General features: G+C 45.7%; 17 protein-coding genes. 11 read left to right on the forward strand and 6 right to left on the reverse strand.

The features are described 5' to 3' along the window. Positions 1–14: 14 nt before the first annotated feature. Complete coding sequence (locus SNR28_RS20280; RefSeq protein WP_375750464.1) at positions 15–815, reverse strand: DUF2189 domain-containing protein; 801 nt, start codon at positions 813–815, stop codon at positions 15–17. A 491-nt stretch (positions 816–1,306) separates the two neighbouring features. Between SNR28_RS20280 and coxB the strand changes: the two genes are divergently transcribed. From coxB to SNR28_RS20305, 5 genes are all read left to right on the forward strand, one after another. Next, positions 1,307–2,422: a cytochrome c oxidase subunit II gene (coxB, locus tag SNR28_RS20285; protein ID WP_375754129.1), complete on the forward strand. Its 1,116-nt coding sequence runs from the start codon at positions 1,307–1,309 to the stop codon at positions 2,420–2,422. 23 nt (positions 2,423–2,445) lie between these two features. Next, on the forward strand, positions 2,446–4,047 hold the full coding sequence (gene ctaD / locus SNR28_RS20290; protein ID WP_375754130.1) for a cytochrome c oxidase subunit I: 1,602 nt from the start codon (positions 2,446–2,448) through the stop codon (positions 4,045–4,047). Between the two features lie 63 nt (positions 4,048–4,110). Further along, positions 4,111–4,725 (forward strand): cytochrome c oxidase assembly protein, encoded by a 615-nt coding sequence (locus SNR28_RS20295; RefSeq protein ID WP_375750466.1) that lies wholly within the window; start codon positions 4,111–4,113, stop codon positions 4,723–4,725. Beyond that, complete coding sequence (locus SNR28_RS20300) at positions 4,722–5,621, forward strand: cytochrome c oxidase subunit 3 (RefSeq protein ID WP_375750467.1); 900 nt, start codon at positions 4,722–4,724, stop codon at positions 5,619–5,621. The genes SNR28_RS20295 and SNR28_RS20300 overlap by 4 nt, the downstream gene beginning before the upstream one ends. A gap of 14 nt (positions 5,622–5,635) precedes the next feature. Beyond that, positions 5,636–5,956, forward strand: coding sequence for a hypothetical protein (locus SNR28_RS20305; protein WP_375750468.1), 321 nt, complete (start codon positions 5,636–5,638; stop codon positions 5,954–5,956). On the opposite strand, the gene SNR28_RS20310 is transcribed toward SNR28_RS20305, so the two are convergent. Next, positions 5,950–6,198 (reverse strand): DUF2909 domain-containing protein, encoded by a 249-nt coding sequence (locus SNR28_RS20310; protein WP_375750469.1) that lies wholly within the window; start codon positions 6,196–6,198, stop codon positions 5,950–5,952. The two genes, SNR28_RS20305 and SNR28_RS20310, sit on opposite strands and share 7 nt — an antisense overlap. A gap of 52 nt (positions 6,199–6,250) precedes the next feature. Here SNR28_RS20310 and SNR28_RS20315 point away from each other — a divergent pair, with 52 nt between their 5' ends. Genes SNR28_RS20315 through cyoE form a run of 4 tightly spaced genes read left to right on the forward strand, consistent with a single transcriptional unit; the run spans position 6,251 to position 9,600 of the window. After that, positions 6,251–7,039 (forward strand): SURF1 family protein, encoded by a 789-nt coding sequence (locus SNR28_RS20315; protein WP_375750471.1) that lies wholly within the window; start codon positions 6,251–6,253, stop codon positions 7,037–7,039. Next, on the forward strand, positions 7,036–7,608 hold the full coding sequence (locus SNR28_RS20320; protein ID WP_375750472.1) for a hypothetical protein: 573 nt from the start codon (positions 7,036–7,038) through the stop codon (positions 7,606–7,608). Before SNR28_RS20315 ends, SNR28_RS20320 begins: the two co-directional genes overlap by 4 nt. A 17-nt stretch (positions 7,609–7,625) precedes the next feature. Further along, entirely contained in the window at positions 7,626–8,708 is a 1,083-nt protein-coding gene (locus SNR28_RS20325) for a heme A synthase (protein ID WP_375750473.1), read from the forward strand. After that, a complete protein-coding gene (cyoE, locus tag SNR28_RS20330; RefSeq protein WP_375750475.1) occupies positions 8,701–9,600 on the forward strand; it encodes a heme o synthase in 900 nt (299 codons plus the stop codon). Before SNR28_RS20325 ends, cyoE begins: the two co-directional genes overlap by 8 nt. Before the next feature lie 314 nt (positions 9,601–9,914). On the opposite strand, the gene SNR28_RS20335 is transcribed toward cyoE, so the two are convergent. The 3 genes from SNR28_RS20335 to SNR28_RS20345 all read right to left on the reverse strand — a co-directional run bounded on the left by SNR28_RS20335 (position 9,915) and on the right by SNR28_RS20345 (position 14,754). Next, a complete protein-coding gene (locus SNR28_RS20335) occupies positions 9,915–12,359 on the reverse strand; it encodes a molybdopterin guanine dinucleotide-containing S/N-oxide reductase (RefSeq protein WP_375750476.1) in 2,445 nt (814 codons plus the stop codon). Positions 12,360–12,390: 31 nt separating this feature from the next. Beyond that, positions 12,391–13,479, reverse strand: a complete 1,089-nt coding sequence (locus tag SNR28_RS20340; protein WP_375750477.1) for a NapC/NirT family cytochrome c — start codon at positions 13,477–13,479, stop codon at positions 12,391–12,393. A 168-nt stretch (positions 13,480–13,647) separates the two neighbouring features. Then, positions 13,648–14,754, reverse strand: coding sequence for a hypothetical protein (locus SNR28_RS20345; RefSeq protein WP_375750478.1), 1,107 nt, complete (start codon positions 14,752–14,754; stop codon positions 13,648–13,650). 239 nt (positions 14,755–14,993) lie between these two features. Between SNR28_RS20345 and SNR28_RS20350 the strand changes: the two genes are divergently transcribed. Then, on the forward strand, positions 14,994–15,545 hold the full coding sequence (locus SNR28_RS20350; protein WP_375750479.1) for a helix-turn-helix domain-containing protein: 552 nt from the start codon (positions 14,994–14,996) through the stop codon (positions 15,543–15,545). A 24-nt stretch (positions 15,546–15,569) separates the two neighbouring features. Beyond that, complete coding sequence (locus SNR28_RS20355; protein ID WP_375750480.1) at positions 15,570–15,917, forward strand: hypothetical protein; 348 nt, start codon at positions 15,570–15,572, stop codon at positions 15,915–15,917. A gap of 26 nt (positions 15,918–15,943) precedes the next feature. Here SNR28_RS20355 and SNR28_RS20360 read toward each other — a convergent pair whose 3' ends face one another. After that, positions 15,944–16,903 carry a glycosyl transferase family protein gene (locus SNR28_RS20360; RefSeq protein ID WP_375750482.1) on the reverse strand — a complete coding sequence of 320 codons (960 nt, stop codon included), beginning with the start codon at positions 16,901–16,903 and terminating at the stop codon, positions 15,944–15,946. Positions 16,904–16,957: the final 54 nt, after the last annotated feature.

Raw genomic sequence — 16,957 nt, forward strand, 5'->3', positions numbered from 1 at the left:
CATTTTATAGAAATCTAAACGTTCTGATCGTGTCTGATTGTCTCTCTATAACCATGCCAGGTAGCGAAGCCAAGAATAGGGATTGTCACCAACATTCCTATTCCATAGGTAGCAAAGCCGAGTAACACACCACCGCAGATTAATGATGCCCACACGATCATAGCTGGGATATTCGATTTCACTGCGTTAAAGCTAGTAAAAACCGCGCTCATCATATCAACCTGGCGCTCAAGCATCAGTGGCATAGAGAATGCAGAGATGCTAAAAATAACGCAAGCGATAATAAAGCCAACAATCGAACCGACAATCAGGAACGGAACGAAATCAGCAAGTGGCGCTCCTTGAACGGATGGATACAGTGCATGAAGCAGTGCTGCAATACGCATCCAAAAGATCATTGCTACAGCCAGAAGAACTGCAAACGCCCATTGAGATGACGAGTTTCTGCCTATTGCTTTCATAGAATGGAACAAACTTGCATCATGCCCCTGCTCTCTTTCCCAGCTGGCATCATAAAGCCCGAGCGCCAGGAATGGACCAATAAGCATAAATACAACCAGTGCGGGTAGCACAACCAAATGCGTACCCTGCCACTGAATCAAAAGTACGATTGCTACAGCCGCTGCCATAAAGCAAAGGCCATAGAAAGCACTAATGAGTGGCATACGAATTAAGTCATGTACAGCCAGCGCCAGCCAGTGAAAAGGAGCTGATACACTGAGTTGGTTACAAGGGATTGTCTTTGCATATTCTGTATGCGCTGACGATTCTTTTTTCTTACCGTGTAAGTCTGAGGGATGTACCGTACGAGGCATAAATCCTCCTTGATCGATTCTCGTTAAGTGAAGAGTCACTTTCCAGCGAGCGCTTCACAGTCGATTCGATGCTCGGCCTACAGCATTTTGTTTTTCTTATCTTATATAGCAGTGCATCAACAGTTTATGTTTATACGAGGCTATTAAAATCTTGGATCAGCACATAACAATTCGCATTAACATTTATTTAACTATTGTTCAATTCGTCACCAAGATCAAATTAACTCTTATTGTTATTGCTTATAAATTTAATTATCAACACGTTACGAAAATCACTTATATTGATTTATATCAACTTCTTGAACAATTGCAATTCTGCGCCTAGCCTTAATTAACATAAAAATAACAACCAGCTAAGCACGAGAGCTTACTTCAAAGCTAATAAAGCACAAATGAAGTGAACTTATGGAAGATGGATTTGAGTGTCAGGGAGAGACCGAGTGCACAAGAAACCGACCATCCGGCTGTTGTTCGCCTATGCCGTATTCGCGATGACAACATCAGTAGTACAAGCAGAGTCAGAGTTTAACCTTACAAAAGGTGTCACAGATATAAGCGAGAAGGTTTATGACCTTCATATGCTCATTTTCTATATTTGCTGCGCCATCGCTGCTGTCGTATTTGGCATTATGTTCTACTCCATATTTCAGCATCGAAAATCCAAAGGTGCCATTGCCGCAGACTTTCATGAGAGCACCAAAGTAGAAATCATCTGGACCATCATTCCGGTGTTGATCCTTGTTGGCATGGCCATTCCAGCGACCAAAACACTACTTGCGATGGAAGACACTTCGAAGTCTGATATCACGGTTAAGGTGACAGGCTCTCAGTGGAAATGGCATTACAGCTACTTCGACGAAGATATCGAGTTCCTCAGTCTGCTTAGCACCAAGCCTGAACAGATCGAAGGAGATGCCACAAAAGGTGAACACTATCTTTTGGAGGTGGATAATCCACTTGTTCTGCCTATCAATAAAAAAATCCGTTTTCTACTCACTTCAGATGATGTAATTCACTCCTGGTGGGTGCCCGATTTCGCAGTTAAGAAAGACACAATTCCAGGCTTTATCAATGAAGCGTGGACCCGAATCGACAAACCGGGAATATATCGTGGGCAGTGTGCCGAGCTCTGCGGAAGAGCCCACGGCTTTATGCCTATCGTTGTTCATGCGATGACTCAAGCCAATTACGACCAGTGGCTCGTTGACAAAAAACAGGAGTTGGCTGAAGTCAAAGCTCAGGCAGAGGCAGCGTTGACCAGCACCATGTCGATGGAAGAATCGATGTCGTTAGGTGAAACCATCTATGAAGAACGTTGTGCTGTCTGCCACCAGCCAAATGGTGAAGGTCTGCCTGGCGTGTTCCCAGCGATAAACAAGAGCGCTATCGCAACAGGTGATATCTCGGTTCATATAGACACCATCGTAAATGGACGTCCTGGAACGGCAATGCAGGCGTTTGTTGACCAAATAAGTGAGCAAGAGATTGCAGCGGTTGTCACCTATCAGCGAAATGCATGGGACAACAATACCGGAGATCTGATTCAAGCTTCTGATATCAACGCGTTCAAAAACGCCAGCAGTGAAACTGCGGAGGACACTCAATGAAACCTTCTGACCATAAAGAAAAAATGTCAGCGGCAGAATCAGAGTCCGTTGCAGCAGGCGCGATTGTTGATGAACATGAACATCATGCACCGAAAGGCTGGGCTCGCTGGGTATACTCTACCAATCATAAAGACATAGGTACGCTGTATCTGCTGTTCAGCCTCGCAATGTTCTTTACTGGCGGTGCAATGGCAATGGTTATTCGCGCAGAGTTGTTCCAGCCGGGACTTCAGTTAGTCGACCCTAACTTCTTCAATCAAATGACCACAGTACATGGGTTAATCATGGTATTTGGTGCGGTCATGCCAGCGTTTACCGGTCTTGCCAATTGGATGGTTCCGATGATGATTGGTGCGCCAGACATGGCACTTCCAAGAATGAATAACCTGAGCTTTTGGATACTGCCGTTTGCCTTCTTGATTCTATTGGCCTCTCTATTTACTGAAGGTGGCGGCCCGAACTTTGGCTGGACTTTTTACGCGCCACTCTCTACTACTTACGCACCGGATAGTACTGCTCTGTTTGTATTCTCGGTTCATATTATGGGTATCAGTTCCATCATGGGTGCGATAAACGTTATCGTCACCATCGTCAATATGCGCGCACCGGGTATGACCTGGATGAAAATGCCGATGTTTGTCTGGACCTGGCTGATCACCGCCTTCTTATTGATCGCTGTGATGCCCGTTCTGGCAGGTGCTGTCACCATGGTACTGACAGACAAATACTTCGGTACCAGTTTCTTTGATGCAGCCGGAGGCGGTGATCCGGTGATGTTCCAGCATATCTTCTGGTTCTTCGGGCATCCGGAAGTGTACATCATGATCCTTCCTTCATTCGGTATCATGTCAGCCATTATCCCCGCTTTTTCTGGCAAAAAGCTGTTTGGCTACCACTCTATGGTTTATGCGACGGCCAGTATCGCCCTGCTCTCTTTCTTTGTCTGGGCACACCATATGTTTACCACGGGTATGCCAGTCTTTGCAGAACTCTTCTTTATGTACTGCACCATGTTGATCTCAGTGCCAACAGGTGTGAAGGTCTTTAACTGGGTCGCCACCATGTGGCGAGGAGCACTCACCTTTGAAACCCCGATGCTCTTCTCCATCGCCTTTATTGTCCTGTTTACTATTGGTGGCTTCTCCGGTCTGATGCTGGCGATAGCTCCGGCTGATTTTCAGTATCACGATACCTACTTCGTGGTTGCCCACTTCCACTACGTTCTGGTGTCCGGTGCCGTGTTCTCCATTATGGCGGCAGCGTATTACTGGTTACCAAAATGGACAGGACATATGTATGACGAACGACTCAGTTTATGGCACTTCTGGACTTCGGTTATCTCCGTCAACATCCTGTTCTTCCCGATGCATTTCCTCGGATTAGCAGGTATGCCAAGAAGAATCCCCGATTACGCCATCCAGTTTGCCGATGTAAACCAGATTGTCTCTATTGGTGGCTTTGCTTTTGGTATCTCGCAGTTACTCTTTTTATGGGTCGTTATCAAATGTATCCGTGGTGGTAAAAAAGCCAGTGCAAAACCTTGGGAACGTGCAGAAGGCCTAGAATGGACAGTTCCAAGCCCTGCCCCTCACCACACGTTTGAAAAGCCACCGAAAATCGATTAGCGATTAGCGATTAGCGATTAGCGATTAGCGATTAGAAATTAGGTACTTATTTAGGTAACTGGTATGGACACAAAGCAAGCAAACAGAAAACTGACGCTCAAGCTTATCGCCACAACCCTTGCTATGTTCGGCTTTGGATTTGCGCTGGTCCCGCTTTACGACGTGATGTGTGATGTTCTTGGCATCAACGGTAAAACCAGTGAAGTAGCGGCCATGCAGCCACACGGAATGCCTGTCGATGTTTCCAGAACAATAACTGTAGAATTGATGGCACACATTCCGCCCGGTATGCCATGGAAGCTAAAACCTAAACAGAGCACTATTTCCGTCCACCCCGGAGAAGTGATTCAGACCGCTTATCTGGCTGAGAACCTGTCCCAAAAAGCGGTTATCGGTCAGGCGGTACCGTCGGTATCTCCGGGTCAGGCCGCAACCTATTTCAACAAAATGGAATGCTTCTGTTTCAACCGACAACCTTTAGGTGCAGGTGAAAGTGCAGAACTGGCTCTGATTTTCTACATCGAACCTGATATTCCTGAATCGGTAAATACCTTAACTCTCTCTTATACGCTTTACGATATAAGTGACAAGGTCACGGACACTCAGAGTAAAGCAAGCGAACAGATTGCATTTAACCTTGCTTTAAACAATGAGCAAACTGAAAGGAGAATCAAATGAGTGTCAAAACCTCTGATTCTAACCACCAAACCTATTATGTCCCGGCTCAAAGTAGCTGGCCAATTGTGGGGGCTGTCGCCCTGTTCCTAATTGCCGTTGGCGCAGGCCTGACTGTTCAGGGAATGGCATCTGGAGGAGCAACCGAGATTCTGGGTAAATGGATACTGACCATCGGCTTTCTAGTCTTGCTCTATATGTTTGCTGGTTGGTTCAGGAACGTGATTACAGAATCCCTTTCAGGACTCTATTCCAGACAGATAAACCGATCATTTAAACAGGGTATGAGCTGGTTTATTTTCTCTGAAGTGATGTTCTTTGGCGCCTTCTTCGGTGCTCTGTTTTACGCCCGAATGTTCGCCGTTCCATGGCTCGGTGGTGCCGATAACAATGCAATGACGCACCAAGTGCTCTGGCCCGCTTTTGAAGCGATCTGGCCGCTAACGGAAACTCCGGCAGGAAACACAACGCAAGCCATGCCCTGGCAAGGCTTGCCCTTGATGAACACCATCATTCTTCTCACCTCGTCCATCACCCTGCACTTCGCTCATGTCAGTCTGGAGAAAGATCGTCGTACTGCATTGGTATTCTGGCTGGAGATAACCATAGTGCTTGCCGGGCTGTTCCTGTTTTATCAGGCCGAGGAGTATATCCACGCTTATCAGGAGATGAACCTAACTCTGCAATCAGGCATTTATGGTAATACCTTCTTTATGCTGACCGGGTTTCACGGAATGCATGTGTTACTCGGCACTATAATCCTGATTGTGTTGCTCGGACGCATTGCTTACGACCACTTTACCCCAACTAATCACTTTGCTTTTCAGGCAGGTAGCTGGTACTGGCACTTTGTCGATGTCGTCTGGTTATGTCTGTTTGTTTTTGTCTATGTTCTCTGACGGAGGAAGACGTTATGCCTCGCTTTTTACTTGTATACCTCGATGGAAATCCACCCACTTCGCACGAAGAGAGCAAAAAGCAACTGCAAAAATACAAAGAGTGGTTGGTATCGTTGGGGGATTCAGTTATTAGTCCAGCCAACCCGGTGACTAATACCCATATCGTTAACCCTGATGGTTCAATCAGCGAAGGGGGCAAAACCAGTATGTCCGGCTACACCATTATTGAAGCCGAATCTATCGAACATGCTTTAGTACATGCTACTCAGTGCCCGTTCCTTGAAATGTGTGGCTCGATGGAAGTGTCTGAGCTTGTAGAGATGAATATTCAGTAAGGCCGTGGATTGGGATCAATCCAGCCAGAGGTTAATGCAATGATCAGCAGAACAACCACAAGCGCTGACAGCATTAATCTTCGGCCTAGATAGTGACTCATGGGAGGCTGGTTTTCATGTTCTGAAGCTTGTCTATCGGACGCTGAAGGCTCCTCTCTCACCATTTGGAAAAGTGCTTTTGCCAGATTAAATATGATGAAAAGTAACAGCAGTACAAGAACCACTTTTAGTACCAGAGCCATATCTGCTTCTCCTGTGAAGTCCTCTTCGGCCGCCAGGGGGAAAGGCCGATTGGTGTCTGTCTCTTTTATTGGTTTAACTCTGTTAACTTTGGTTGTATTTGCCCTATTGGTCAAACTGGGGTTGTGGCAACTTAGTCGTGGGGACGAAAAACAGACCATCGAAGACCAACTTAAGCAAAGAGCAGTTGCACCGTTTGTGTCTATTTCATCCATTACTTCTACCTCATCTATAACTTCTATCTCATCCACTACTGATAGTCCGGCTGATATTACTGGATTAAGAGTGACTGCAAATATCACGAATCTATGGGATAGCAACAAAATCTATCTCGATAATCAGGTTCATCAAGGTAAAGCTGGATATTTGGTTTATCAGGTTGTTCAAATTGAATCTTCACCAAAACACCTGCTAGTGGAGCTCGGTTTTATTGCAGGTGGAGCGGACAGAAATACGCTGCCTGACATCTCTTTCGATGTTCCTACCGGTGAAGTCTCAGGTCGACTTTATAGCAGAATGGCAAACCCTTTGAGTTCAGATCTTTTCCCCGAATCACTGACTCACCTTCGAATCCAGAACCTTAACTTAACCCAGTTGAGCCAGGAGATTGGCTTGCCTCTATTGCCATATGTATTGCAGCCTCAATCCACTGAACCGTGGCCACTTCCCCAGCCTTGGAAGCCATTACCTATGGCATCAGCCAAGCATTATGGTTACGCCTTTCAGTGGTTTTCTATGGCAGGCGTATGGTTACTACTTATGGTGATTGTTTCTATTCGAACTATCCAGAGCCGAAGCATTAAGAACCATACCCCTAAAAATAAGACAGGGAGTCGTTTATGAATACTGCTCTTACCGATCCAAAAATTATCAATCGCAACAAAGGCAGACTTATTTTAGTCAATCTGGTTTTACTGTTTGCGTTGCCAGCGATTATTGCCAAAGTCATTTTGGTTCAAAACTGGTATCAATCGGGGGTTACCAATAAGGGAGAGCTTATTGAACCCAGGCTGACCTATTCTGATTTGAGTATATCCGTTTCCAGCTCTATTGAGCAGAGCTGGCATTTAGGCTTCGTTATTCCAGCAAAATGTGACAGGTTCTGCGAAAGGCAACTTCATATACTCAAACAAAGCCATGTTGCTCTGGGCAAATATCAACCGCGAGTCAGCCCCGTCGTATATGTCACTCAATATAGCGACCCATCAGTGAATACCAGTGGGCTGAACAGTATCGTTGTGAACGCAGAGTTCTCTGACTTAATCGCGTCATCGGAATATCTGGTCACTGACCCGCTTGGTCAGCTTGTTATGAAATATCCAAAAGTAACTGACGAGCAAACGCTTCAGGCTCAAAGCAAAGATCTACTGTTCGACCTCCGTAAGTTGCTTAAATTGTCTCGCGTCGGCTAGACCAAAGGGGATATGAAATGAATGCAAAGGATATGCGTCTGGTTTGGTTAATAAGATTTGCGATTGTGTTCACTTTGGGCGTGATTGTACTTGGTGCCTACACCCGCCTGACTAATGCTGGGCTTGGATGCCCCGACTGGCCCGGATGCTATGGGCAACTAACGGTGCCTGCAAGCTCCTCTGATTTGCAAAAAGCATCCGAACTTTTCCCGGGAAATACTGTTGACCAACCCAAAGCGTGGGCCGAGATGGTTCATAGATACTTCGCGGGATCTTTGGGCCTTCTGATTTTTGCTATCACCTATATAGTGTTAAAAACAAGGCAAGCAGGAGTCTTCCTCCCTGTATCATTAAGCGCGCTCGTTGTCGGTCAGGCTCTGCTCGGAATGTGGACAGTCACTTTAAAACTAATGCCTATTATTGTGCTTGCTCACTTGTTTGGTGGCTTTACCTTGTTATGTCTTCTGGTGCTGCTGCATGCACGACTAACCTCTGGAGTCGGATATTTTGGCGACACAATTGCACCAGCCAATCCGTCCACCCGCTACATAGCTCCAATCACACTGGCCGTTGTGATCATACAAATATTTTTAGGGGGGTGGACCTCCTCAAACTACGCGGCCTTAATGTGTACAACGCTACCAATCTGTCAGGGTGACTGGACAAGTTTTCTCGACTTCCGAAATGCCTTTACTCTCTATCAACCGGGTCATGAGAATTATGAGTTTGGCGTGCTGGAATACCCTGCACGAATGACGATTCATATAACTCACCGTATTGGCGCTATCGTTACTTTGATTACTGTTGCGACCTTGTGTTGGAGCTTATACAGACAGCCAGATTACAGGCGAGTTTCTACGCTACTTTTTTTGTTGCTGGCTATCCAGTTCACTCTGGGCATCAGTAATATTGTGTTCCATCTACCACTCGCCGTTGCTGTGATGCATAACCTTGGTGGAGCACTCCTATTAGCCTGCACAGTTCAGGTCAACTATATGATTTTCGCTACTTCAACATCAGCTGACACAGCCTCTGCAAGAGGCAACGATTTGGCCGGAAGCAAGTACCTCACCAGAAACACAGGAGGCTCTCATGAGTAAAACAATTTCAACGCAAAACGCTGAACTACTCGAAGTCTCCCGCTGGCGGCTCTATCTGACACTGACTAAGCCTAAAGTCGTTGCACTTATGCTACTGACAGCAGTAGTAGGAATGTGTCTGGCGGTTCCGGGGGCACTGCCATTACAAGAGAGCTTGTTAGGTATGTTAGGCATCGGCTTGATGGCAGGTTCTGCCGCTGCCTATAACCACCTTATCGATCGTCGCATTGATGCCATGATGGTCCGAACACACAAGCGCCCTCTTCCTTCAGGAGATCTGAGTTCTACTGATGTTTTTCTATTCGCATCCGCTATTGGATTAGCCGGTTTTGCTATTCTCTATGCTGGAGTAAACGAGTTAACTGCATGGCTGACCTTTGTCAGCTTGCTAGGTTATGCGGTGATTTACACCATGTACCTAAAGCGCGCGACGCCTCAGAACATAGTGATTGCAGGTATTGCCGGGGCTATGCCTCCACTTCTTGGCTGGACCGCAGTCACCGGAGAACTTCACCCAAATGCGTGGTTATTGGTGATGATTATCTTCACCTGGACACCACCACACTTCTGGGCGCTGGCTATTCATAGAAAAGACGATTACGCCAAAGCGGATATTCCAATGCTCCCGGTAACTCACGGTGTGGAATACACCAAAACCAGCATAATGCTTTATACAGTCTTACTATTTTTGGTCTGCCTGTTCCCGGTTCTGGTAGGCATGAGTGGAATGATTTATCTCACTTCAACCATGATTCTGAGTGGCGGATTTATCTACCACGCATGGAAGCTTAAATATCGTAGTGACGAAAAAACCGCTATTCAGACCTTTAAGTTCTCCATCTATCACCTGATGCTTCTGTTTGTGGCTTTGTTGACTGATCATTACTTATAACTGGATAGATTCCTGCCTTCGCAGGCGCGCGGCTAGCGGAATGACGTGATTTGACCTCGTTCCCACGGTTCCCGTGGGAATGCATATCAGATTCAAGGTTATCAGTCAGATTACAAACCGTCATTGGGGCACCTTTAAATTTTTTAGCGAGTTACGTGTATATATTCAACCACGGTATGCATTACCACGCAGAGCGTGGGAACGAGCTGACGAGCTACATTGATGCATTAGACAATGCGCTAAATATATATAAAGCAATCAAAAAAGGGAGCTTTCGCTCCCTGAAACACCTGAGATGAAATCTCAGCTAGCCATTAAGCATTTTTAGGTGGTGTGAACGCCATTAGTGTTGGCGCTTCGCCTGTGTATTTCTCAATACGAACCAGAGAAGAGTTGGCCGCACAACCGTTTGACAGACGTGATGCTGGAATGTCGCGAGTCAGCACGTTTGGACCACCGTTACGACATAGTCCATTTTCGTCCTGATCCGGCCATGCACCTTCGTGCACACATACCGTACCCGGCTTGATGCCGTCAGTAACCTGAGCACCAACCAAAATCTGACCACGGTCGTTAAACGCACGAACTAAGTCGCCATTCTTGATCCCGCGTGCTTTCGCATCTTCGCTATTGATCGTAATTGGTTCGCGGTTTGCAATCGCATACTCATCACGCAGCTTCGCGTAGTTGAACTGGCTATGCAGACGGTGTGCAGAGTGAGAAGTAATCAGCGTTAGTTCACCCTTCTTAGCATTACCTGCCCATTCGCCCGGTACCATCCAGGTTGGATGTGGAGGACAATCTTCAAGACCAAAACCTTCGATGGTTTTCGAGTAGATTTCAATCTTACCTGACGGTGTGCCAAGAGGATTCATCACTGGATCTTTACGGAACTTCTCATGACGAACAAACTTCGCGTTCTTCTTGTTCGGTTTCATCTCGATCAGTTCGTTCTTATCCCAGAACTGCTGGAACTTAGGCATACGAACACGGGCACGTTTCGCCCCTTTCGCTGCTTCATCGTAGAAGTACTTCAGCCAATCCATCTCTTCTTTATCTTCAGTAAAGATAGCGCGACCTTTACCCGGCATCAGAAGTTCTGACATGCGAGCAAATACTTCAAAGTCGTTCAATGCTTCAAACTGAGGCTCAACCACTTTTGGCATAGGCACAATGTGCTGCTTTGAGTAGTCACCTGTCATTGTCAGGTCATTACGCTCAAACGATGTTGTGATAGGCAGAACTACGTCTGCGTGTTTTGCTGCTGCTGTCCAGTAGATTTCTGATACAACGGAAAGTTCTAACTTCTGCCACGCTTCAACCAAGCGGTTGGTATCCTGATGGTGAGTAAAGTTACCACCACCTGTCCACCAAACCAGTTTCAGATTCGGGAACGTCAGCTCATGGCCGTTGTGCATGTACTTCATGCCCGGATTTTCAATCGCTTCAATAATACGTGCCGCTGGTACCGCATTAACCGCTTCTTTTGACTCAGAACGCGCACCAGATTTTGCAGATTTACCTACAGTTGCACCCATTGCTGGAAGTACACCACCGTCACGTGTTGGGTTACCACCGTTAGAATAGTGGTAAGAAAGACCAAAGCCACCACCCGGAAGACCAATCTGACCAAGCATCGCCGCAAGTGTTGCCAGCATCCAGTGGCGCTGCTCACCATTTTGCTGACGTTGCATCGACCAGCCGGACATTAGCATAGTGCGGTTTGCACTAAAGATGTCCGCCAGCACTTCCATCTGCTTAGCGGGTACACCACAGATTGACTCTGCCCACGCCGGTGTTTTCGGAGTGCCATCCGTTTTACCTAACAGATACTCTTCAAACTTGTCAAAACCTACGGTGTACTTGTTCAGGAATTCTTTATCGTGCTTATTCTTTTCAACCAGTGAATAAGCAACGCCCATCATCATCGCTGTATCTGTGTATGGGTGAGGCGCAATCCACTGCGCTGCATCACCGAAGAAATCGATGGTTTCAGAGCGCATTGGGTCGATACAGATCAGTGTCTTGCCCGACTTTTTAAGCTGATGGAAGAACTCGATACCTGAGTTTTCAGTAGACGTCCATGCAATGCGGAGTGTGTTCATCGGGTTCATGCCCCAAAGAACAACTACGTCCGAATTTTCCATAACAACTGGATGAGTTGTTTGCTGCTCATAAACTTCGATGGAACCCATGACATGAGGCATGATGATCTGTGAAGCACCTGTTGAGTAGTCACCCAGATGGCTAGTGTAACCACCAGCAAGGCTCATATAACGACGAAGCAGTTCACGTCCTTTATGAAGGACACCAGAAGAGCGCCAACCGTATGAACCCGCAAAAACAGACTCATCACCGAACTCGCCACGAATACGCATATGCTGTTCGTGAATAAGTTTCAATGCTTCATCCCATGACACACGAACATACTCATCTTTACCACGAGGCTTAGCTGGGTTCTCTGGGTTTTCCAGATAGCTCTTACGTACCATCGGGTATTTAATTCGCGCTTTAGTATGAACCTGATCCGGACCGGTTAACTGCAGGCTGTTAGGCACAGTTTTTGGTAGTGCACCTTCTGTCGAAACCAGCTTGCCATCTTTAACAACTGCGTACAGAGGTCCCATTCGAGAAGCAGTAAGCACACCTTTTCCCTTTGTATTTGCGTTTACGCTCATAGGAACGAGCGAAGAAATCGCCAATGCGCCTGCTGTGGCACCTGTACCTTTCAGAAAACTACGGCGAGTAATATTGTCCATAGTATTGTTCCTTTTGTTTTAATAATCAAAATTAGTGAGCAGCACCAGCGATATCTTTCGCGTGGTTCTGGAAGTATTTCGTTAAGATTTCTAAATCAAGCTCTGAGATATCAGTACGGTCACCCATACCTTTTGCTACGGGTCCCCAGGCATTAACCGTAAAGTGGGAAGCCGGAATTTTTGCGTGACAAGCCGAGCAGTAAACGTTGTCCAACTCTTCTGCATAAGCCCAAAGCGGATCGGAAGATGGTAATACCGGGGCGTCAATTGTTGCGGTTAGCTCAGCACTGCGCCATTTGTTACCGTACTCATCTTCTTTATATTCACCAGTTTTTAGCTGGCTCTGACCTACCTCGGTAAGTGAAGCAATAATGGAGCGCTGACCCTCGCCCATATAGATAACCTGCTCTGCGCCTTCCATCTGATAACCGTGCAGAAGGACTTCGCGCTGATTACCATTTGCACTGACCACATCCAGAGAAACTGCCGGGTTAATGCGACCAAACTCGCCCATTTCAGCACTGCTTACTGTGTAAACATGCTTCGCGGATTCAGGCGTATCTTGAGTTTGCGCGACCAGGTTGTCATAAGCTTCAGAGTCCATTTCCGCAGTAGGTGGGAAGTGCGCCACACCTTTATGGCAGTCAATACAGGTCAGGTTATTTTCCTGTCCGTACTCATGCATCTTCACTGCATTTTCTGACTGCTCGTAGGTGTCCATCGCACCAAAATCGTGACATGAACGACAGGTCGCAGAGTCATTGGCTTTCATCTGATCCCAGACCGTCTGGGCCATTGCCATACGGTGTTCTTCGTACTTTTCTTCTGTATCAATCTTGCCAGTGACAAACTCATGGTAGATATCTTTAGAAGCACGGACTTTGGTCCAGACATAATCGATAGGATCTTTAGGGATATGACAATCAGAGCACTCTGCACGAATACCTTTCGCATTCGAAAAGTGAATCGAGCCCTGATATTCCTCAAAAGGGATCTGCATGGTATGACAAGACAGGCAGAATTCGGTATCAGAAGTAGCGTGCATGACCACTTGTGTACCTCCGAGCGTAATCCAGCCAATTGCTAGTCCAATCAACAGAATTACTATTGTTTTTTTCATGATTGCATCACCGTGTAATTTATTCGTTTCTACATTTCGTAAGTCAGGTGGACAACATTCTCATCCCTGATAGCGAACGATAGAACCACATAACGAACGCATTGTACGATATAGCGGACAAAAAGATCTATATCACGGATCACAAGTTTTTATTGATAAGATGAATTTTTATCCGATTGGGGTATTGTTTTTATCACTGTATTTAATTAGTAAGAAACGCACAGTGATAACAGAAAAGACAAGAAAGCCCGCCAAACCACAATAGGTGAGTATGACATTAAGCAAGGTTTGATAAGGGATATAGAGGGTGACGATGTAAACGAGGACGCCAATACATACGCAGCTCAGCTTGTAAGCATTACTTTTTTCGTCGCGAACGCCCATGGACACACATGTCCACAATATCGGACACAATGAGCTATAGATTGCCAAGAGAATAATGATAGAGAATAAATCGCCAACTGAGCCAAAGATATGATTTGCAAGCAATAAGTTGGGAATCGGTACCTGACTTGCCTCTTCTATGTTACCTATATGGTTCAGTCCCATTACGATGTTCACAAATGGAATCGCAAAAGCAGTCACTCCCAGAATAATGTTGGTGTACCTAACTTTGTACGACCTAAGCTCAACACCCACGCGTCCAACCATAGCGGACACTAGTAATATGCACACTCCTCCATAAGATAAGCCGGACAGTACTAAATTTGCTCCAGCCCGAACTACCTCAACTTTTCCACTAGCAATAATCGCATTCCCTTCTGCGATACGCGGATAATACTCTTGAGATGAAACGATGCCGATAAATAAAGTGAACAATATAAGGAATGGCCCCAGCTTTCCGATGACCTTTGTCATGCGAGTCAAGCCCGTGGCGGCTGTCGTCACTGACAAAATAACGGCTAACGCACAACCGACTTCAAGAGGAACAGCCCATTGTTGCAACAAAACACTACCAAAACCCGAAACCATAAAAACATATGCACAGCCGTTAAACATCCAGGCAAACAACTCAAACAACTTGCCGATCTCAGTGCCAGCATAGAATCTGAAAATACCAGAAACATCTCTGATCTCATGATTTCGCCCGGCATAAGCGTAAGCAGAATAGGTAGCGAACATCATCAAGAAACTGATCACACCAACCGTTATTGATGCCCACACAGAGCCCCAGCCAGAGTAAAACTGCACGGTTTCCTGACCTGTTGCAAAACCAGCACCGACCAAATATGCACACAAGGCACCAATCAGAGTCAACTGCTTGCTTAGACTCATTTTTTGACTACCCATGCTCAGAGAACCTCGCTATAAATTCGAGCAGCTATTGTTACGGAATTTGCTGAAAATCGGATGCTATTTATTACAGAAACTTGAAGTAGACTCATTCGTTCACTATATTGGACATCTGTGCGTCATATGGTTAATGACCATTTTATCAATGCCTGATTAAAATCAATAGACCTAGATCAATCAGTTAAAGTAGTTACTCAAAAATAGATAGAAGGTAATGTTCGATGGAAGACTTTTCAGCCCTTGGGGAAAAACTAAAAAGCACCAGAAACAAAATGGGATTAAGTCTGAATGAAGTCTCTTCACGAACTGGTGTAAGTAAAACCATGTTGAGTCAGATAGAAAGATCTGAATCTATGCCGACCATTGCTACCATCTGGAAAATTGCCAATGGATTGAAGATAAAGCTGGAAACGTTGTTGGACAACTCAAGCAAGACTTACGATGTGAAAAACATAAAAGACATGATTCCTGTAACGGACGATAAAAACCAGTTTATTATCCACAGTGTCTTTCCGTTTTCTCCAACCAGCGGATACGAAGTGTTCTACGGTACCTTTAAACCCGGCTGCAACTACACAGATCCAAACAGTCACACCACCAGCACTACAGAACAGTTGTTTGTTACTGATGGCGAGTTGGAGATAGTTGTGAACAACAAGAGTTATGTGCTGACTTCCGGCAGCTCGCTCACATTCGACTCAAAGGACACCCACACCTATATAAACTCAAGCGATGTGGATGCTCATGTGATGATTATTGTGAACTATGAGTAGTTAAGCAAAAATCTGGAGTCAAACTTGATTAGAAAACTACTTAGCTTTGTGTTGCTGGCAAATATGGCGATTGTCGGTACCTTATATCTGACCGATCTATTCTTCGGTTGGATAAAGGCTCAATATGTCAGCGATTACTTCTTCTACTCGTTTCTACTTCATATCATTTTGGCTGCATTTGTTGCTGTATCTCCGCCACCAAAGCTTAGATACCTTAAACACAGCCCCAGCAAAGAAACAAAAGTAGCGGCATCGATGATTCAACAGAGTACCGAAAGTGAACAAGAACACTTTTCCAGTGCAGATCTAAGTCTGGGCCTGAAGCTGCTTTTATCGGGACTCACAAGTTTCGTCATTTGCCTCTGTTTATAATGTCACTATAAACAGAAGAGAAAAGACTAACCTACCCAGCGCTTCCAATACTCGAAAGCTTTTTCAAAGGCTTCGTCTCTATCGTTCGTTTCTGTATAGAGTACAGCCGCCATTGTCGAAATCACAGTGTTAGCCATCAATACCATATCTTCTGATTTGGTTTTCATTGGCGCGATTTTGGGTAACGGAATATCTGACAACATCATTTCAGCCCAATAATGAGAGCTCACACCTTCGCTGTCACTGCGCCAGACTGTCTGACTTACCTTTGGGTTATACTCTGACTCGCCCGAAGCACCTTTAAAAGAGACAACAGCGTGACTGGTTTTACCAACACTTTGTTCTACCTCTGCATGCAGCTGTTGAAAGCCGGGATGAAAACTACCACGCAACCCCAACCTTGCACCACCAGGGTTGAGTGCTCTTACTACCGTATTTACTGGTGTTCTCAGACCATATCGACTCTTCCAACCCAACATGGTAACCACTTGCGAGGCAAAATTAGACAGCGGAAGGTAGGCAATATTGTCTGACTCTAACAGAGCCTTCGCATGCGATGCGTCTTTTGCAACTGATATAGAAAAGTCGTTTAGATAGTTTTCAGCATGGTCACGACCACTTTGCTTGTCGTAGTAACCATGTAACAACACTTTGTAACCGTTATCTGCCAGAATTCTAGCAGCGATCAAATGCCATGGTTGTCCCGCACTTTGACGTTTTCCGGCATAACAGGGCCAATCAATATCTGCTCCGATCTTGGGTACTCGTTTCTGGAAAGCTTTTACAAATCCGGCTATCTCATCGTGTGTTTCATTCTGCACCCGAATCAACATCAGCAGCATCGCCATCTGATCATCACCTACAGAGCCATCAAGATATTCATCCATAACCTGGTAAGCCTGATCAAATGTCAAAGGCTTTCGCCCTCTCTCCCCTCTTCCAACGGTGCGGATACAATCCAAAATACTACTTGTTGGCTCTATCATAACCTTCCTGCTGTTTTATGTTTTTCCTTTCAAAGAATTTAGCACACATAAAAA

The organism is Vibrio iocasae, assembly GCF_042245395.1.
GTDB lineage: Bacteria > Pseudomonadota > Gammaproteobacteria > Enterobacterales > Vibrionaceae > Vibrio > Vibrio iocasae.

Excerpts from the sequence above, each read along its gene's own strand:
- ctaD (WP_375754130.1), top strand. The coding sequence starts at position 2,446 with ATGTCAGCGGCAGAATCAGAGTCCGTTGCAGCAGGCGCGATTGTTGAT.
- SNR28_RS20295 (WP_375750466.1), top strand. The coding sequence starts at position 4,111 with ATGGACACAAAGCAAGCAAACAGAAAACTGACGCTCAAGCTTATCGCC.
- SNR28_RS20345 (WP_375750478.1), bottom strand. The coding sequence starts at position 14,754 with ATGAGTCTAAGCAAGCAGTTGACTCTGATTGGTGCCTTGTGTGCATAT.
- SNR28_RS20360 (WP_375750482.1), bottom strand. The coding sequence starts at position 16,903 with ATGATAGAGCCAACAAGTAGTATTTTGGATTGTATCCGCACCGTTGGA.
- cyoE (WP_375750475.1), top strand. The coding sequence starts at position 8,701 with ATGAGTAAAACAATTTCAACGCAAAACGCTGAACTACTCGAAGTCTCC.
- SNR28_RS20280 (WP_375750464.1), bottom strand. The coding sequence starts at position 815 with ATGCCTCGTACGGTACATCCCTCAGACTTACACGGTAAGAAAAAAGAA.
- SNR28_RS20335 (WP_375750476.1), bottom strand. The coding sequence starts at position 12,359 with ATGGACAATATTACTCGCCGTAGTTTTCTGAAAGGTACAGGTGCCACA.
- SNR28_RS20310 (WP_375750469.1), bottom strand. The coding sequence starts at position 6,198 with ATGGCTCTGGTACTAAAAGTGGTTCTTGTACTGCTGTTACTTTTCATC.
- SNR28_RS20325 (WP_375750473.1), top strand. The coding sequence starts at position 7,626 with ATGAATGCAAAGGATATGCGTCTGGTTTGGTTAATAAGATTTGCGATT.
- SNR28_RS20350 (WP_375750479.1), top strand. The coding sequence starts at position 14,994 with ATGGAAGACTTTTCAGCCCTTGGGGAAAAACTAAAAAGCACCAGAAAC.
- SNR28_RS20340 (WP_375750477.1), bottom strand. The coding sequence starts at position 13,479 with ATGAAAAAAACAATAGTAATTCTGTTGATTGGACTAGCAATTGGCTGG.
- SNR28_RS20300 (WP_375750467.1), top strand. The coding sequence starts at position 4,722 with ATGAGTGTCAAAACCTCTGATTCTAACCACCAAACCTATTATGTCCCG.
- SNR28_RS20305 (WP_375750468.1), top strand. The coding sequence starts at position 5,636 with ATGCCTCGCTTTTTACTTGTATACCTCGATGGAAATCCACCCACTTCG.
- coxB (WP_375754129.1), top strand. The coding sequence starts at position 1,307 with ATGACAACATCAGTAGTACAAGCAGAGTCAGAGTTTAACCTTACAAAA.
- SNR28_RS20320 (WP_375750472.1), top strand. The coding sequence starts at position 7,036 with ATGAATACTGCTCTTACCGATCCAAAAATTATCAATCGCAACAAAGGC.